The sequence below is a fragment of the uncultured Slackia sp. genome (assembly GCF_959608125.1).
GTDB lineage: Bacteria > Actinomycetota > Coriobacteriia > Coriobacteriales > Eggerthellaceae > Slackia.
In genome coordinates, this window is record NZ_CAUHPG010000004.1 from 34,875 (window position 1) to 52,395 (window position 17,521).

The 17,521-nt window shown below is 63.3% G+C and carries 17 protein-coding genes; 1 reads left to right on the plus strand and 16 read right to left on the minus strand.

Going from position 1 to position 17,521, the window contains the following annotated elements; translation table 11 throughout:
- Nucleotides 1-52 precede the first annotated feature (52 nt).
- The 9 genes from Q6E04_RS02195 to Q6E04_RS02235 all read right to left on the minus strand — a co-directional run bounded on the left by Q6E04_RS02195 (nucleotide 53) and on the right by Q6E04_RS02235 (nucleotide 9,223).
- Complete coding sequence (locus Q6E04_RS02195; protein WP_303249185.1) at nucleotides 53-946, minus strand: radical SAM protein; 894 nt, start codon at nucleotides 944-946, stop codon at nucleotides 53-55.
- A 55-nt stretch (nucleotides 947-1,001) separates the two neighbouring features.
- Nucleotides 1,002-1,928, minus strand: coding sequence for a DegV family protein (locus tag Q6E04_RS02200; RefSeq protein ID WP_303249186.1), 927 nt, complete (start codon nucleotides 1,926-1,928; stop codon nucleotides 1,002-1,004).
- Nucleotides 1,929-1,991: 63 nt separating this feature from the next.
- Complete coding sequence (locus Q6E04_RS02205; protein ID WP_303249187.1) at nucleotides 1,992-2,894, minus strand: DegV family protein; 903 nt, start codon at nucleotides 2,892-2,894, stop codon at nucleotides 1,992-1,994.
- 107 nt (nucleotides 2,895-3,001) lie between these two features.
- Nucleotides 3,002-4,501: a nicotinate phosphoribosyltransferase gene (locus Q6E04_RS02210; RefSeq protein ID WP_303249188.1), complete on the minus strand. Its 1,500-nt coding sequence runs from the start codon at nucleotides 4,499-4,501 to the stop codon at nucleotides 3,002-3,004.
- A gap of 81 nt (nucleotides 4,502-4,582) precedes the next feature.
- Complete coding sequence (locus Q6E04_RS02215; RefSeq protein ID WP_303249189.1) at nucleotides 4,583-5,959, minus strand: regulatory iron-sulfur-containing complex subunit RicT; 1,377 nt, start codon at nucleotides 5,957-5,959, stop codon at nucleotides 4,583-4,585.
- Entirely contained in the window at nucleotides 5,952-7,082 is a 1,131-nt protein-coding gene (locus tag Q6E04_RS02220; protein WP_303249190.1) for an ATP-binding protein, read from the minus strand. The genes Q6E04_RS02215 and Q6E04_RS02220 overlap by 8 nt, the downstream gene beginning before the upstream one ends.
- Complete coding sequence (tmk, locus tag Q6E04_RS02225; RefSeq protein ID WP_303249191.1) at nucleotides 7,082-7,819, minus strand: dTMP kinase; 738 nt, start codon at nucleotides 7,817-7,819, stop codon at nucleotides 7,082-7,084. Before tmk ends, Q6E04_RS02220 begins: the two co-directional genes overlap by 1 nt.
- The gene (locus Q6E04_RS02230; RefSeq protein WP_303249192.1) at nucleotides 7,812-8,345 is read right to left on the minus strand and encodes a fumarate hydratase C-terminal domain-containing protein; all 534 of its coding nucleotides are present in this window, start codon (nucleotides 8,343-8,345) and stop codon (nucleotides 7,812-7,814) included. Before Q6E04_RS02230 ends, tmk begins: the two co-directional genes overlap by 8 nt.
- Entirely contained in the window at nucleotides 8,342-9,223 is an 882-nt protein-coding gene (locus Q6E04_RS02235) for a fumarate hydratase (protein ID WP_303249193.1), read from the minus strand. Before Q6E04_RS02235 ends, Q6E04_RS02230 begins: the two co-directional genes overlap by 4 nt.
- 208 nt (nucleotides 9,224-9,431) lie before the next feature.
- Between Q6E04_RS02235 and Q6E04_RS02240 the strand changes: the two genes are divergently transcribed.
- A complete protein-coding gene (locus Q6E04_RS02240; protein ID WP_303249194.1) occupies nucleotides 9,432-10,157 on the plus strand; it encodes a nucleotidyltransferase domain-containing protein in 726 nt (241 codons plus the stop codon).
- 121 nt (nucleotides 10,158-10,278) lie between these two features.
- Here the strand turns inward: Q6E04_RS02240 and Q6E04_RS02245 are convergent, their stop codons facing one another.
- The 7 genes from Q6E04_RS02245 to Q6E04_RS02275 form a co-directional block, all read right to left on the minus strand.
- The gene (locus Q6E04_RS02245) at nucleotides 10,279-10,596 is read right to left on the minus strand and encodes a DUF4440 domain-containing protein (protein ID WP_303249195.1); all 318 of its coding nucleotides are present in this window, start codon (nucleotides 10,594-10,596) and stop codon (nucleotides 10,279-10,281) included.
- Nucleotides 10,597-10,705: 109 nt separating this feature from the next.
- Nucleotides 10,706-11,374, minus strand: coding sequence for an N-acetylmannosamine-6-phosphate 2-epimerase (locus Q6E04_RS02250; RefSeq protein WP_303249196.1), 669 nt, complete (start codon nucleotides 11,372-11,374; stop codon nucleotides 10,706-10,708).
- 2 nt (nucleotides 11,375-11,376) lie between these two features.
- On the minus strand, nucleotides 11,377-12,300 hold the full coding sequence (locus Q6E04_RS02255) for an ROK family protein (RefSeq protein ID WP_303249197.1): 924 nt from the start codon (nucleotides 12,298-12,300) through the stop codon (nucleotides 11,377-11,379).
- A 144-nt stretch (nucleotides 12,301-12,444) separates the two neighbouring features.
- Nucleotides 12,445-13,365 carry a dihydrodipicolinate synthase family protein gene (locus tag Q6E04_RS02260; protein WP_303249198.1) on the minus strand — a complete coding sequence of 307 codons (921 nt, stop codon included), beginning with the start codon at nucleotides 13,363-13,365 and terminating at the stop codon, nucleotides 12,445-12,447.
- Between the two features lie 186 nt (nucleotides 13,366-13,551).
- The gene (locus Q6E04_RS02265; protein WP_303249199.1) at nucleotides 13,552-14,397 is read right to left on the minus strand and encodes an ABC transporter ATP-binding protein; all 846 of its coding nucleotides are present in this window, start codon (nucleotides 14,395-14,397) and stop codon (nucleotides 13,552-13,554) included.
- The gene (locus tag Q6E04_RS02270; RefSeq protein WP_303249200.1) at nucleotides 14,397-16,415 is read right to left on the minus strand and encodes a dipeptide/oligopeptide/nickel ABC transporter permease/ATP-binding protein; all 2,019 of its coding nucleotides are present in this window, start codon (nucleotides 16,413-16,415) and stop codon (nucleotides 14,397-14,399) included. Before Q6E04_RS02270 ends, Q6E04_RS02265 begins: the two co-directional genes overlap by 1 nt.
- A gap of 3 nt (nucleotides 16,416-16,418) precedes the next feature.
- Entirely contained in the window at nucleotides 16,419-17,375 is a 957-nt protein-coding gene (locus Q6E04_RS02275) for an ABC transporter permease (protein ID WP_303249201.1), read from the minus strand.
- Nucleotides 17,376-17,521 lie beyond the last annotated feature (146 nt).

Sequence of the window (17,521 nt, forward strand, 5' to 3'; positions counted from 1 at the left end):
GCCGCGCCGAAACCGGCAGCGGACCAGTTGTATATAAGTAAGGAGCAGCGGCCTAACGCGAAGAAAGCCCCTCGCCAACGACGCCTTCAAGGCTGTCGAAATCAGGGATGAAGCTCTCCTCGGCGGCGTCGCCATCCTGCCAGAAGTACTCGTCGCAGCCGATAGAGTCGGCGAAATCGAGAAGCTCCTCGTATTCCTCGGCCGATAGCCTGCGTTCCAATTCGGGGTGGCCGGGACACGACGCGGGCGGCGTGTACTGGCTCATCATGCTCAGCGTCACGCGATCGCCGTACGTCTCGAAAACGAAGCGCACGTTTTCTTTCGCCTCGTCAAGATGGCCGGGAAGCGCGAGAATGCGCACGATGATGTCGGCGTCGGTGCGCGCCATGGCCGCAAGCGCGGCGCGAGCCGACGCAGGATAATCGGGCGCATGGGAATACGCCTTCGCCGTAGCGGGGTCGGCATAGCGCATATCGGTCAGAAACACGTCGACATAGGGCGTCACGAAGCCGATTGTCTCAGGAGTTTCATAACCCGACGTATTCCAGACCACGGGAAGCTGCAAACCGGCCTCTCGCGCACGGACGAGCGCCTCAACGACCTGGGGCGCGTAATGCGTCGCCGTGACCAGATTCACGTTGAGCGCGCCTTTGTTTTGCAGCTCGAGAAATATCTTCGCCAGGCGATCCGTCGAAATATCGGCACCCGATCTGCCGTTGGCGATCGAGGCGTTCTGGCAATACACGCAATGCAGCGGGCAGTTCGAAAAGAATACGGTGCCGCTGCCTTCGTCTCCCGAGATGGGAGGTTCCTCCCAAAAGTGAAGCGCCGCGCGTGCGACACGCAGCTCGCCGGCCGCGCCGCATACCCCGCGCTGCCCTGCGGATCGATTCGCGCCGCATTTGCGCGGGCACAGCTCGCAATGCTCCAGATATGCTTCGAACATGCATCCTCCCGACACGACTCGGCACGAAAGAAACGACCCGTTTCCGAAAGCGGGCCTATGCCCCTTTCACCTTGCGGGCGATGCGGTCGGCGACCGACAGGTCTTCGCGGCGGTCTTTGCCCCAGAACACGATGGCGAGCATGTCGGGTCCGACATGGCTGCCGATAACCGGGCCGATGGCGCTGTCCATGAACAGCACGCTCTCGTCTTGTTTCGTCACCGCATCATGCAGGCGCTCCATGTCCTTCGGGCAATCGGCATGCCCCGTGACCACGCACTGGGAGAAACCGCTTTCGTCACGACGCTCGAAGTAGTATTCGACCAGCTGTTTGATCGCCTTCTTGCGCCCGCGCGCGACGCCTTTCAGCGAAAGCTTGCCATCGGTGCCGATAGTGAGCAGGGGCTTCACATCGAGCTTGGCGCCGGCGTAAGCCACTGAATCGGGAATGCGGCCGCCACGGCGCAGGCTCTCAAGATCGTCGACCATGAACAGCGCATTCACGAAATAACGGGCCTCGCTCGCCCATGCCGCCAGCTCGGCGGCCGTCAACCCCGATTCGCGCTGACGGATAGCCTCATAGACCAACAGCGCCTCGGCGACGGATGCGAGCTTGGTATCCACGATATGCAGCTCCATATCGGGATAACGCTCTTTGACCTGATCGTATACGATGGTAGAAACGTCGTAGCTTCCCGAAAGGCCCGATGAGAAGCTCAAATACACCGTAGGAACGCCGTTTTGCGCAGCCTCCTCGAAAGCCTGCGTGAACGCAGGGATGGAGACCTGTGCGGTAGTGGGCTGCTCCCCTGCGCGCATGCGCTCGAAAAAATCATGCGCGGACATACTGCGGCCCAGGTCGTCGAGATGCTCTTCCTCTCCGAACAGGAACGGGAATTCGATCAGATAGACGCCGTCGCGATCGACCACGTCAAAAGGCAGATCGCAACAGGAATCGACAATCAGATTGCAGCGAGCGGTCATATGGCTCCTCTCGGGCCGAGGCCCTTCGTAAGTGATAGTTCAGCGAAAGCGTCGGAAAAACGCCTATCGCACGAATGCAACCAGGTCCGCCTTCTCGGTAAGCTTGCCTTCGAGCGGACGGGCGCAGGTATAAGCGATGCCCATAGCAGGGCCGACGTGCAGGCCGACGACGGGGCTCACGGGCAACACGCGCACGGCACGGCCCAAAAACGGCTCGACCACGGTGCGTGCCCATTCCGTAGCGTCGTCAGGCGAACCGATATAGTGTACCACGGCGTCCTCGAGCCCTTTCTCTTCAGCATCCGCTTTAAAGATTTCGAACGCCTGGGCTATGGCCTTCTTCTGCGTACGGGCCTTGGCGATATCGAGCGGCATGCCGTCCCGCACGGTCAGCACGGGAACGATACGCACCAGATTGCCGAGCAGCGCCTTCGCCGCGCCGATTCGGCCGCCCTTCTGCAGAAACGTCAAATTCGTCGGCGAAAACAGGAAACGCGTGCGTTCGACGGCCTCGACGGCGGCACGCGCGCTTTCTTCGAGCGATGCGCCCCGGGCGATAGCCTTTTGGGCGGCGAGAACGCAGTACGCCTGATCCCAGCCGGTCGAATACGTGTCCACGATGGCCGCCTTGAAATCGATATTGCGGGCATGGACCGCTCGTGCCGCGCGCAACGCCCCGTCGAACGTGCCCGACATCTTCGACGAGATGAACACGCCGAGCACCTCGTCGCCTTGCGCAGCCGCCCTCTCGAAATATTCCTCGAAAGCCTGCTGCGAAGGCTGCGACGACGTGGGAATGTCGTCGGACATCTGCGGAAGCCTGGCATAAAACGCGTCGAGGTCCATCTCGGCGTCGACGTGCTCTACATCGCCTTCGTAGACGTAAAGGGAAATGACATCGATTCCCATCGCTTCGGCATCATGTGCCGGGATGGAAGCCACCGAATCGGTAAGAAGTTTGATCATGACGCACCTGCCTTATCGAAGCGCCGCCCGAAGACGACGCGGCCTTTCGTATCGATATTGTAGTCCACCGCAAGCATCCGGACGCTGCTCGGAATACGCGCGCATTCTTAACGGAGCGGAGTTCGGGCCGCGCGCAGCGACGCTGCCATTTCGGCGCGGCGATGCCACAGCCCGGCCTCCAGGCCTACCGGATACGAATGAGGGTTGAGAAAACGCTTCTGCGATTCATCGAGATGGCGGAGGCCTTCGATCGTGCGGCCGCGGGCCGCCTGGGCGGAACGCTCCTCGTCGGGCAGCACCGATTCGCCCCCGCGCGCGAGCGGGGCGAGCAGCGTCTCGTATTCGAGGCCGCCGAGCTCCTTGCAGCGCAGCAGGTCGGCGGGGTCGATGATCGTGCCGTTCTCGTCGATGGGCTCATTGACGTCGAACACCATGTCGCCCGCCAGACGTCCGTCCGCGAAGCGATAGCGGCGCACGTCCAAAACGCCCGGAAGGGTGAGCTTGGAAGACTGCTCGGACACCTTGAGGCGTGCCGACCACGCATCGTCGGAAGAGGCGCGCGTCGCCGAAAGCTTGTACACGCCGCCCAGGGAAGGCTGGTCGTAGGCCGTGGCGAGCTTGGTGCCCACGCCCCACGACATGACCTGGGCACCCTGGTCGCGAATGGACTTGATGGTGTATTCGTCCAGATCGTTCGACAGCACGATGCCGCAGTCGGTCAAACCCGCCTCGTCGAGCCTCTCGCGGGCATAGCGCGCAAGCCACGCCAAATCGCCCGAATCGATGCGGATGCCCGAAAGGCGCTCCCCCCTCTCGCGCATCTCGAGGCCGACCGTGATGGCGTTGTCGATGCCGCGCTTGACATCGTAGGTGTCCACGAGAAGCACGCAGTTGGTCGGGAAGCTCTTCGCGTAGGCGCGAAACGCCTCGAGCTCGTCGTCGAACGCCATGACCCATGAATGGGCATGGGTGCCCGACACGGGAATATCGAACATCTTGCCGGCGAGCACGTTCGACGTCGACGCGCAGCCGCCCACCACCGCGGCGCGGCTCGCCCACAGCGAACCGCCCGCTCCTTGGGCGCGGCGCAGGCCGAACTCGGCCACGGGGGCTTCGGCGGCTAGGCAGACGCGCGCCGCCTTGGTGGCGATCAGCGTCTGGAAGTTCATGCAGCACAGAAGGGCGGTTTCCAGCAGCTGACACTGCAGGATCGGGCCCGTCACCCTCACGATGGGCTCCATCGGAAAGACCACGGTGCCCTCGCGCACGGCGTCGACCTGGACGGTCAGGCGCATCGTGCGCAGGTAGTCGAGGAAATCGCGGTCGAACAGCGCGCCGCCGCCCGGCGCGTCGAGCGACGCGAGATATGCGATGTCGTCGTCGGAGAAGGCGAAGCCGTCGATCATCTCGGCGAGCTGGGCCGCGCCGCATGCGATCGCGAATCCGCCCTTGAAAGGATTGTCGCGGAAAAACATGTGAAAACACGCCTGCTCGTCGGCCTTGCCGTTCTCCCAATAGCCCTGAGCCATGGTGAGCTGGTAGAGGTCGATCAGAAGCGCGTAGGCCAGCGTGGTGCGGCCTTCATGACGAAGCGGCGTTTCGGTCATGGGCGGAATCCTTTCTTCTCGAGGGGCGTGCGGGCGCCCTTATGCAAAACCGCCGCATGCGATGACATGCGGCGGCGGGTTCTAGCGGTCCTGACGCGGATCGGCGCCCTGCGCCTTATGGCTACGGCGACGCGACTTGCGATGCTCGGAGGACGCCTGGGGCTGAGACTGGTTTTGACGCGGCTGCTGCGACGAACGCTGCTTGTCCTGGGCGCGCACGTCGGAAAGGCCCGACGAGCGCTGGCCCGGCCTGCGGGTCCTGGGCTTGTCGGACTGCGGCCTGCCCTGGCCCTGCTGCTTGCCGCCCTGCTTCAGCGCGCCCTGCTGACGCTGGGACTTTCCGCCCTGCTGAGACTGCTTTCCGCGCTCGCGCTTATCGCCCTGCTGGCGCTGCTGCTTGGACGACGATTCCTGCGACGAGGAAGACGACGCCTGCGAACCCGAGCGACCGGAACGGCGGCGACGGCGCGAGGAACGTTTCTTCTCTTCGTCGCGATTGCGCGACGAAGCGCTGCGTGCTGTGCTGTCGGCCAGCTTGTCGGTTCCGGTGAACATAGGGGTGACCAGCACCTCGGAAGGAACCGTAGGCGCATTTCCCTTGTTCACGCACTCGTCATAGACATCGGCGGGGACGATTCCCGGCTTGCCCGTCTTCTTATCGGTCTCCATCTCGGACACGGGAATCTTGACGCGCTTGTCGCCCGCCATGATCGTGACCGTTTCGCGCGGCACGTTGATGTCGATGACCTTGGCGTCGCCCTCGGGCGTCGACACCATGGAGTTCATTTTCGGACAGCGCGACTTGAACTCTTTATAGGCATCCGCCTCGTAGCGCAGGCAGCACATCAGGCGACCGCACACGCCCGAAATCTTCTGGGGATTGAGCGAGAGGTCCTGGTCTTTCGCCATGCGGATGGACACCGGGTTGAACTCGCCGCCCAGGCGCTTGCAGCACAGTTCCTGGCCGCAATGTCCGAGACCGCCCACGATACGAGCCTCATCGCGCACGCCGATCTGGCGCATGTCGATACGCACGTGGAAACGAGCGGCCAGCGAGCGCACCAATTCGCGAAAATCGACGCGGTCTTCGGCCTCGAAGTAAAAGACGGCCTTGTCGCCGTCGAAGAGGAACTCGACAGTCACGGGGTGCATGTCGAGCTTATGCTCGGCAACCATCTGTTTGAACACGGGCAATGCCTCGGCGGCCTTGTCCTGCATCTCTTTCCAGACCTGCGCATCTTCGGGCGTCGCCTTGCGCACGACCGGCTTGAGCGCGCACTTCAGCGCGTTGAGGGCCTTCTGCTCGACCTTCTTGAGGTCTTCATCGGCAATGCCGTATTCCAAACCGCGCTCGGTGCGCACGATGAGCGCATCGCCCGCGGCGAATTCGACCCCGTTGGGATCGAACCACAGCACCTTGGGGTTATAGGTCAGCCTGACGGCGGCGACGTTAGGCATACAGTACCTCTCTTATCTCGAAAAGCATGGCTTCGATACTCACTTGCGGCGATACATTATACGAGATGGCCGATTCGGCGGCCGAAACGCGTTCCAAAGCTTCGCAAACCCGCGCCAGGTCGGTGCGCGCGGCACAGTCGCGCAATGCGTCGATGCAATCCACGTTGACCGCCAGGTCCTCGGCGCCCGAGCAGATCGCGCCCGCATCGCGCAACCACGAGCGCGTGATGCTTGCCACCTGACGCAGCAGCTCGAAGCTCGCCTGCGAAAAGGCACGTTTGTTGCGCATCTCGAGCGTCTTGAGCGCGGACTTCTGAAGGAATTCGGCGCGCTCCTCCATCATACGTTCCTGTTCGCGGCGCACCTCATCGAGCGGCGCCTTGGAGGCGAGCACGATATCGGCGGCGTACTCGAGCACGTCGATGTCGTCGGCCCGAGCCAGCGAGGCGAGCGCCGCGACCGTCTTGCGACGGAACTGCGCGCGTTCCTTCGAACGCAGAAATTCGGCGGCTTTGGTGATCGAACCGCCGCAGGCCTCGATGGCGATGGATGCCTCGGGCAGCGTGCAGCCCGTGTTCTGAACGAGGATGCCCGCGGCCTCGCTTGCCGGGATGTGGCGGAATGGAACCACCTGGCAGCGCGAAACGATGGTGGGCAGCACGCTTTCACGCGTGCGTCCGAGCAGAATCAGCACCACGTCGGCCGGAGGCTCCTCAAGCGTTTTAAGGAACGCGTTGGCAGCCGCCGTACCCAGAAGATCGACGCGGTCGACGATATAGACTTTCTTGCGCGCCTTGATCGGCGCAAGCGACGTGTCGGCCACAAGATCGCGAATCTGCTCGACCACGTAGCCCTGCGCGCCTTCGGGCGCCAGGTAGTGCACGTCGGGATGCGTCTTGCGCGCGATCTGGCCGCATGACGCGGATGTGCAGCCCTCGCAATCGGCGCACGGATCGCCCGAACACAAGATCGCCTGAGCGAACGAAAACGCAGCCTTCGTCTTATTCGAACCGGAAGGCCCGCAGAACAGATAGGCGTGGCTCACCTTGCCGGAGGAAACGCACGCGCGTAGGAACTCGCGCACGCGCGGCTGTCCGAAAATCTCTTCGAATGCATCGGCCATCAGAGCCTCGATTCCGAAGCGCGGCGCGCCGCGGCCTCGCGGGCGGCGCGCAGGACCTCATCGAGCGAAAGCTCGGGAAAGAGGTCCTCGAAATGCTCGAACACGGCGCGAGCCGTCTCTTCGATCGAATCCTGCGACACGACCACGCGTACGCGTTCGGGCTCGGATGCCGCGATCGCGCGAAACGCCTCGTTCACACGCTCGTGGAACGCCTCGCCCGCGCGTTCAAGGCGGTCGGGCTCGGCCACCGTCTCGGCGCGGCGAAGCCCCGAGGCGGCCGAAGGCGCCTCGAGCACGACGGTCATGTCGGGACGAACGCCCTGGCATGCGACGTCGTTGGCACGCCGCACCGCATCCTCGTCGAGGCCGCGGCCGTATGCCTGATACGCCACCGTGGAATCGCAGAAGCGGTCGCACAGCACGACGGCGCCGCGTTCGAGAGCGGGCGCGATTTTCTCGCTCACCAGCTGCGCACGGGCGGCCTCGTAGACGAACAGCTCGCACATGGCGGCCATTTCTCCGTTGGCGGGGTCGAGCACCACCGAGCGAAGCTGCTCGCCGATGCGGGTGCCGCCTGGCTCGCGCAGGCACAGCGTTTCGCGGCCGGCGGCGCACAAGGCGTCGGCGAAGACGGCCGCATGGGTCGATTTGCCCGCGCCCTCTCCGCCTTCGAAGGTGACGAAAACGCCGCGCGAGGACGTGCCTGCGGGCGCGGCGAAGCGATCCGCACTAGTCATAGATGCATTCCCCCTGGGTGTCGATTCCAACAAAAACAGGCAGGTCAGAAACTTCTATACGCCGTAAAGCTTCGGTTCCTAGGTCGTCGTACGCGAGCGTTTCGCCCGACACGACGCATCGGGCCAGAAGCGCAGCCGCGCCGCCTGTCGCCACGAAGTAGACCGAGCCGGTTTCTTTGCAAGCTTCGACCACTTCGGAGCCGCGCACGCCCTTGCCGAGCGTCGCCGCGATGCCCGCGCGATAAAGCGTCGGCGCCGCGAAATCCATGCGCGATGCGGTGGTCGGACCGACCGCTCCGAACGGACGCCCCGCCGCCGCGGGAGACGGACCCGCGTAGAAGATGGTCGCGCCGTCGAGCCCGTACGGAAGGCTCCCCTGCTCCTCGAGCTCGGCGAGCAAACGCACGTGGCCCGCATCGCGCAGCATGAACATCTCGCCGGAAAGCAGGCAGGCATCGCCCGCATGCAGGCCGCGCAGCGCTGCGCGGTCAAGCGGAAGAGAAACCCTTTTCTGCTCCATGTTCATCGGTCTCCCCTTCCCTTCGATGCGGGCGCAAGCTCGATCGTCGCGCGACGCATGGCCGAGCAGCCCATGTTGATCGCAAGCGGCAGCGCGGCGATATGGCACGGCGCCGTTTCGACATGTACATCGAGCGCGAGCGTGCGCCCGCCAAGGGCGCCGGGGCCCATGCCCGTGGCATTGATCGCGTCGAGCATCTCCTGTTCGAACGCCGCCGCACGCGGATCGGGCGAGCGCTCACCGACAGGGCGCAGCAGCGCCGACTTCGCGAGATGCGCGACCTTGTCGAACGTCGACCCCACGCCGATGCCCACCACGAGCGGCGGGCAGGCGTTGGCGGCTTTCGCGCACACGCAATCCATGATTTCGTTCACGATGCCTTCGCGACCCGCGCCGGGGGCCAGCATGACCACGCGCGAGGCGTTGTCGGAGCCGCCGCCTTTGAGCATCACGTGCACGCGGGCGCCGGGGCGGTCGACGAAATGCACGTCGGTGAACGCGGGCGTGTTGTCGCCGGTATTGGCGCGGTCGAATAGCGCATCGCGCACGACGCTCTTGCGCAGACGCGCTTCGTCATAGGCGCGCGCCACGGCATCGTTCACGAACGCGAACACGTCGCCCGGCACGAGCACATCGGGGCCGGCTTCGAGACAGACCCACACCGTGCCCGTGTCCTGGCACAGCGGCACGCGGTCTGCGGCGGCGATACGCGCGTTTTCGATCAGCTGGTCGAGCACGAAAGCGCCGCGCGTCGGGCCCTCGGCCGTGCGGGCCCCTTCGAGCGCCGCAAGCACATCGCCCGGCAGCTCGCAGGCTATCCGCGGGATAGCCTCGTACACAGCACGAGCAACGTCTTCTTTGGTGATGATTTCGAAAGTATCCATAACGTAATAGTATACCCGCACGCCGCTTGCAAGCGCCGCCCCTTGCAAGAACCGAACGGTTTTCGCATTACGAAAACGGGATGTCGCGATCGCGAGCATCGGAAATATAATGTAGAAAGCCTGCGAAGCGCCGCGACCGAACGGACGAATTCCGAGCAGGCGCCTCTTTTCCCGAAAAAAACGACGCGCCCCGCTTCGAGCGAGAAAGATGAGGACCATGATAGATATCGAAGAATGGAGCGAAGTGCTCCTGGAAAAACTCCGAGCGCACTTCGGCGAGCATCTCGTGTTCGCGGGAATACAAGGGAGCCGCGCACGAGGCGAAGCCCGAGACGAAAGCGATATCGACTTCGTCGCGGTCTTCGACGCGCTCGACGCGAATACGATCGAACGATATCGCGAAATCGTGGCGACGATGGAGCGAAGCGACCTCGCATGCGGCTTCGTCGGCAGTCGAGCAGCCCTTGCCGCATGGCCGCGTCACGAGCTGTTCCAATTCGTCAACGACACGAAAGCACTGCACGGATCGCTTCTCGACATCGTCGAAGCTCCGACGGAAAACGAGGCGCGACAGGCCGCCGCGATCGGGGCAGCAGGCCTCTATCATGCCGCCTGCCATCTTTGCGCGTTCGATTCGGTGCAAGACCCCGATTCGAGCTACGATGCGGCACAGGCGCTCTTTAAAGAATCGCTCTTCGTCATGCAAGCCCATTGCGTCGCGCATGGGCTTGGCCGCCCTCGCTCTCGATCAGCAATGACAACGGTCGCAAAAAGCAAGAAATGGTCAGACGAGGAGACTATACTGGAACTCTCCTGCAATAACGAAACCCTTCGATCCCACACAATCGACGAACTCTGCGACATCCTCATACAATGGTCGGAACGCATCATCATTGAAAACGGAGAGCGACAACGCGTATCCTGCATGAAATAGGGCGCGTCCACGCAAGCTCTCTCTGAGAAACCCGCATGAACGCGCCTCTTGCCGCCGCGACGCGAGGCCCGCGTTCGATCACGCGTTCACGCATCGCTTCTACCGGCCACATCGACGCAAATCAATCGAGCAGCGTCGTACCGTAGGAATTATCGATCGCGCAAAGCCATCCCCCGTCGACTTTGCGGTAGACGTAGGTTGCCCTGCGGTCCATGCTATATTCGGAATCCTGCTTGTTATCGGCATCAAGCAGGGTCTGGGAAAGAACGAGCACCGTATCGCCCGCTTCAATCATCTGCATCTTGCCTTGCGTCGGCACAACGCTATTGTCGAAATATGCCGCGATCTTGATAAACGCCTCTTTGATAGCCTGTTTGCCCCGAACCTCGAGGCCGGGGCGCACCACCAACACGGCATCGTCGGTATAGAATTCCTTCAAATCGTCGAAACGCTCTTATTTTATCGCCTTATCTGCGGCATCAATCAGTTCGCGGATTTTCTCGCGTTCCGTCACTGGAGCACGCCCCTTCCTTCTCTCTTCCATTCGCCTACGCCATGGCGCTGCAGAACCAGCCCGTGATGCTCGTGGGATGCGTGATGGCGGTGCCGACGACCACGGCGAACGCGCCCGCCTCGAGCGCCTCGCGCGCCTGCGCAGGCGTATGGACGCGGCCCTCGCAGAACACGGGGATATCGCCTGCGACCGCGACGGCCTCGCGCACGAAGTCGAGGTCGGGGCCCTCGGTCTTCTCGCGGCCGGGAGCATAGCCCGCCATCGTGGTGGAGACGATGTCGACGCCTGCGGCGACCGCGCGGCGCACGTCGTCCATGCAAGCGCAGTCGGCCATGATCAGCGTCTCGCCGCGCACGGCCTCGACGGTGTCTTCGAACGTGGTGCCGTCGGGACGCAGGCGGCCCGTCGCGTCGATCGCGACGATATCGGAGCCGGCGGAGATGCAGGCGCGCGCATGGCGGGCGGACGGCGTGATATAAACGCCCTCGTGGCCCTCTTTCCACAGACCGATGACGGGGATCTCGACGCGGCCCTTGATGGCGGCGATGTCGGAGAGGCCCTGGCAACGGATGGCCGCGGCGCCGCCCAACTCGGCCGCACGGGCGATCTGGGCCATGGTCTCGGGATGGCGCATGGGCTCGCCCATGTAGGCCTGGCAGCTCACGATGAGCTTGCCCTTCAACTGTTCGATGATGGGATCCATCTCTATCCTTCCAAAGAATCCAGCAGGTTTTCGGCCGCGCCGACCAGAGGCGCGGCGTCGCCGAGCGACGCATCCAGCACGGGAAGACCGGCGAGCACGTCGGGAGCATGCTCCACATAGGCGGCGAGCAGCGCGTCGCGCCAGATGGGGCCGGCCTTGACGACCGAGCCCGACACCACGGCCATTTCAGGGTCGAGCATGTTCGCCCACCCCGCGAGCGCGATTCCGAGCGCGCGACCGGCATTCTGGATGACCTCGCGCGCGGCAGGCTCGCCCTCGTTGGCGCGGGCGGAGATTTCGGCGCCGCTCAGATGCAGGCCCGTGGCGGCTTCGTAGCGGGCCTCGATGCCGCTTCCCGCCGCCACGGATTCGAGATTGCCGTCACCTGCGCGCAGCGTATTCGGCGTCGCGCCGATTTCTCCCGCAAAGCCGTGCGCGCCGCGCAGGATGCGGCCGCCAACGATGATGCCGCCGCCGAGGCCCGTTCCCGGCGCCATCACGATGCAGGTCCGGGCGCCGCGTGCGGCTCCCCAGCGGGCCTCGCCCAAGGCATGAGATTGCACGTCGCCCAGCACGGCGGCGGGCATGTCGAATTCGGCCTTCAGGCGGGCAGCGACGGGTCGGCCCGTCCAACCCGGCATGATTTCGTTCGCATAGGCGATCGAGCCGTCGCGAGCGTCCACGCGACCCGCCGTGCCCACGCCGATGCCGACAAGGGACGCCTCATCATCCAAGAAGGCCTTCATATCGGCCACGATACCGACGATGCGGTCGAGCACCGCCTCGCCGCCTTCCTGAGCGCACGTGGCGACGCTGCGCTTGCCCTCCACGACAGGCTGCTCGCCTTCGCGCTCGTAACGTACGGCCGCGCAGGCGATTTTCGTGCCGCCGACGTCGACGGCGATCACGGTGGACGGGTATTTCATCGTTTCCTCCGAATAACGACTCGAAACGCGGCCGCAGGGTATCGCGGCCGCCCGACACGGTGCGCGCAGCGATGCATGCGCCGCTTCAGCACGCGCCCCAAACAAAAAGCGCCGCCCGCAAGGACGGCGCGATGAGGCAACGGCTTAGAGCATGCCCGCGCGATCGAGCACGGCGCGAATGGCCTCGACATCTTCGCCTTCGAGCTTCTGGACGGGCTCGCGCATCTGGTTCGTGTTGAACACGCCCATCTGCCACAGAGCGGTCTTGAACGCACCGACGCCGGCACCGAAGCCGACGGTCGCCTTGACCACGCGGGTCACGAACATCAGGCGTGCAAGGTAGTCCTGAATCTCGCGGACCTTGTCCCAGTCGCCCGCCTGAGCGGCGCGCCACTGCTCGACATAGCTGTGGGGATCGATGTTTGCCAGGCCCGGGACGGAACCGTCGGCGCCGGACATGTACGCGCCGTCGACGACGACCTCATGACCGGTGAACACCTGCAGCGGGTGGCCGGCGTCTTCGTTCTCGAGGCAGAGCCAACGGAACGCGACGTCGTCGCCCGAGGAGTCCTTGACGCCCTGGATGACGCCGTCGGTGCCCAGACGGACGAGCATCGTGGGGTCGAGCTTGGTGTGGACGCAAGCAGGCAGGTCGTACGCGAACAGAGGAAGGTCGGTGTGCTCGCGGATAGCGCGGAAGTGACGCTCGGTCTCCTTCGGGCCGCCGAGGGCGTAGAAGGGCGCGGTTGCGACCAGGCCGTCGACGCCGTAGCCCGTGGCGCGCTTGGCCTGATCGACCACGCGCAGGGTCTCCATGTCGATGATGCCGGCGAGAACGGGCACGCGACCATGCACCATAGCCACGGCCTCCTGCAGCACGTGGTAGCGCTGCGCGTCGGTGAGGAAGGCGACCTCGCCGCTGGAACCCAGGAAGAACAGGCCGTCGACGCCCGCGTCGATCATACGGTTGATCGAGCGTTCGAGAGCCTCCAGGTCGAGCGTGCGTTCCTCGGTCAGCGGGATGACGACCGGAGGAATAACACCGTGGAATTGGATGTCAGTCATGAGTGATTACCTCTACTCTTCGGTTTGCATAAACAACGAAACTATATGGCCCGAGGCGCAAAGCGTCAAGGAGGCGCAAGACCCTATACAAAATGCACGTCCTTCGCCATCCGAAAAAACGCCCCTCATGCGGGAAAACGAAGAGACCCGGCCGAAGCCGGGTCTCCTGAAAGCTGCGAAGCGACGCTACGCGCCCAGATCGGGGTGAAGCAGCGAAGGCGCTGCGCCCAGAAGCAGACGGGTATAGTCGTCCTTGGGGTTCTCGAACACCTCGGACGCCTTGCCCTGCTCGACGGCCTGGCCGCCGTTCATGACGATGATGCGGTCGGAGATGTAGCGGACCGTCTGAATGTCATGGCTGATGAATACCATGGACAGACCGAGCTCCTTCTTCAAGTCGGACAGCAGATTCAAGATCTGCGCGCGAACCGACACGTCGAGGGCGCTCGTGGGCTCGTCGGCGATGATCGCGTCGGGCTTGAGTGAAAGCGCGCGAGCGATGGCCACGCGCTGGCGCTGGCCGCCGGAAAGCTGTCCCGGCAGCGCGGCGAGTACCGAGCTGGGCAGACCGACCATTTCGATCAGCTCCTTCACGCGGGCCTCGCGCTCGTCCTTGGTGCCCACCTTGTGGACGTTCATGGGGTCCATAAGCTGGTCATGGACCGACATGCGCGCGTTCAGCGCGGTGGCGGGGTCCTGGAAGACCACCGAAATCACGCGGCCGATCGTCTTGCGCTGGTCGGCCGTGCGCTTGGTCACGTCGATGCCCTTGAAGAACACGCGGCCGGACGTGGGAGCCTGCAGGCCGCACATGACGTTGGCGGTGGTGGACTTGCCGCAGCCGGACTCGCCCACGATGCCGATCGTCTCGCCGGGCATCAGCTTCAGCGTAAGGCCGTTGACCGCGTGCACCTTGTTCGGATGCAGAATCGAGCCCGTACGCGTCTTGAACACCACATGGATATCGTCGAGGAAGATGATGGGGGTCTGCTCGCCCGCCGCAACCGCGGCGTTGCTCTTGGTTTCAGTCATTACTGCACACCTCCGTACGGCTTGAGGCCGAGACGCTTCATTTCCTCGTCAGGCAGCTCGGCGTACCAATGGTTCGAGTCGCCGTCTTGCTTGAGCACCGGGCGCACGTCGGAAACGGCGTCGGGGTGGCTCGAACGCGGCGTGAAGCGGTCGCCCTTCGGGAAGTCGGCGGGGCTGGGAACCGAGCCGGGAACCTGATGCAGGCGACCGGAACCGGCCTCGATGGAAAGCACCGAGCCCAGAAGACCGCGCGTGTACTCGTGAATCGGGTTGGTGAGGATGTCGCGCACCGAGCCCTGCTCCACGATCTGGCCTGCGTACATGACGGTGATCGAGTTGGCCACCTCGGCGACGAGCGCGAGGTCGTGGCTGACGAACACCATGGCGAAGCCGAGTTCTTCCTGCAGTTTGTTGAGCAGGTCGACGACCTGCTTCTGGACCGTCACGTCGAGAGCCGTGGTGGGCTCGTCGGCGATGATGACCTTCGGGTCGCGGGTCAGAGCCATTGCAATCAGGACGCGCTGGCGCTGGCCGCCGGAAAGCTCGTGCGGATACGAGTCGAGCGTACGCTTCGGGTCGAGGCCGACCAGCTCGAGCAGTTCCTCGGCGGTACGGGTGCCGCCGCGCTTGGTGAGCTGCTTCATCTGGGAGCGGATCAGCATGGACGGGTTGAGCGAGGACAGAGCATCCTGGTAGATCATCGCGATTTCGCGACCGCGCAGGGTGTTCATCTCCTTCTGGGACATTTCCAGAAGGTTTTTGCCCTTATAGAGCACCTCGCCGGAGATTTCCGCCTTGGGGTCGATCAGACCCATGATGGTCAGCGACGTGATGGACTTGCCGCAGCCGGACTCGCCGACCAGGCCCATGGTCTGATGCGGACGGACCTTGAAGCTCACGTTGTCGACGACGTTGACGTCGCCGTGGCGCGGGAACTTGATGCAGAGGTTCTTCACCTCGAGGATGGGCTCGTCGTCGGTATGGGACTCGGCGCGATCGGTGCGCTTGCTCTCGATTTCCTTCAACGCGGCCAGACGCTCCTTGAGGGACTCGGCCTGAGCCTCGTAAGCGAGCACGGGGTTGGCGACCAGGCGGTCGGCCTCGCGGTCGCTATTGAGGTTGGAGTCGCTCGCCTTGATGGCTGCCTTGGGTGCGGCGGCCATGGCGTCGGTCATGCCCTCGGAAAGAATGTTCAAGCACAAAACCGTGATCATGATGGCGAGACCTGGGAACAGCGCCTGCCACCAGCGGCCGGACAGAACGCCGCCGCGCGCGTCGGCAAGGATGTTGCCCCACGTCGGCGTAGGCTCGGGAATACCCGCGCTGATGAAGGCGAGCGATGCCTCGAAGACGATGGCGTCGGCCACGAGCACGATGGTGAACACCATGACCGGAGCGATGCAGTTGCGAACGACGTGCTTGATAAGAATCCACGGAGCACGGGCGCCGGAAACCACGACGGCACGCACGTAGTCCTGATTGTACTCGCTGACGATGTTCGCACGCACGATGCGGGCGATCTGCGGGATATAGAGGAAGCCGATAGCGAAGATCAGCGACGGCAGGTTCGTTCCGAACACCACGACGAAGGTGGCGGCCAGAGCGATGCCTGGGAAGGACATGACGACATCGAGGATGCGCATGATCACTTCGGAGACCCACTTGCGCGAAACAGCGGCAAGTGCACCGATGATTGAACCGCAGATAAGCGCGAAGCCGGTGGCGCCAAGGCCGATGACGAGCGAATAACGAGCGCCGTACATCATGCGCGACAGAACGTCACGGCCCTTGTCGTCGGTGCCGAAGAGGAACTGCGCGTCAGGAGCCTGACGGGCGGTGAAGATCTCGAGCGGATTGTGCGGCGCGATAAAGTTGGCCAGCGCTGCGATCAGCACGATGATGACGAGAACGATGAGGGAGATGCGGGCGCCGATGCTCATAGCCTTCCAACGGCGGAAGTGCACCTTGCCTGCACTCGACTCCATAGTCTCGGTGAGATTTTTCCTAAGCTGAACCATACGTTACACCGTCCTGATTCGCGGATCGATCAGGATATAAAGCATATCCACGATGATGTTGATGATGATGAACGTGAAGGCCACGCACAGAACCACGCCTTGGACGAGCATGGTGTAATTGGACTGGATGCCCGAGATGATGGCCATGCCCATACCAGGAAGGTTGAAGATGACCTCGATGACCACTGCACCGCCGATCAGGTAGCCGATGCGAAGACCGAGAACCGTGACGGGAGTGATGAGGGCGTTGCGAAGAACGTTGCGTGCGACGACGACGGCTTTGGGAATGCCGGCGCCCAGGGCGGTGCGCACGTAATCCTTATCGAGCTCTTCGACCATAGAGGTGCGGATGACGCGCGTCAGCTGGCCGATGACGGGCACAGCGAGTGCGAAGGCCGGCATGGCCATACGTGCGATCCATCCGCCCGGATCGGACGTAAAGGACGGCAGCGGACCCGATGCGGGCAGCAGGTGCAGCATCGACGAGAACAGCAGAATCAACAGGACCGCCAGCCAGAACGAAGGGGTGGCGATAAAGGCGATGGAAAACACGCGGATGATCTGGTCAGGCCAACGATCGCGGTACAGCGCCGAGATCACGCCCAGAATGACGGCGAAAAACACGGCGATGACCAAGCCCATGAACGTGAGCTGCATCGTGACGGGCAGCGCTTCGGCAATGCGGTCGGCAACCGACGCATTGTTCGCGCCGTACGTGCCCAAATCGCCCTGCACGAGGCCGACCATGAAGTTGCCGTACTGCACGAGCACGGGATCGTTCAGGCCATGCTCTTCGCGATACTGCTGGACTTGGGCCTCGGAGGCGTTTTCGCCCAGGACTGAATAGGCCTGGTCGATGGGAGAAAGCGCCATGAGGAAGAATACGAGGATGGTAACGCCGATGATCATGATGGGAAGCGCTATAAGACGCCGTCCGATCAGACGCAGCAAATTGCTCACCTCGACCCCCTTTCGTTAAGCGGACATGCCAAAGGCGAGCGGACGTACGAGCCCAAAACGCACTCCCGCTCGCCTTTGAAAATTAACAACTGTCTTATTTTATACGAATTTACACGAAGTTCAAAAAATCGACGAAAGGACTTATT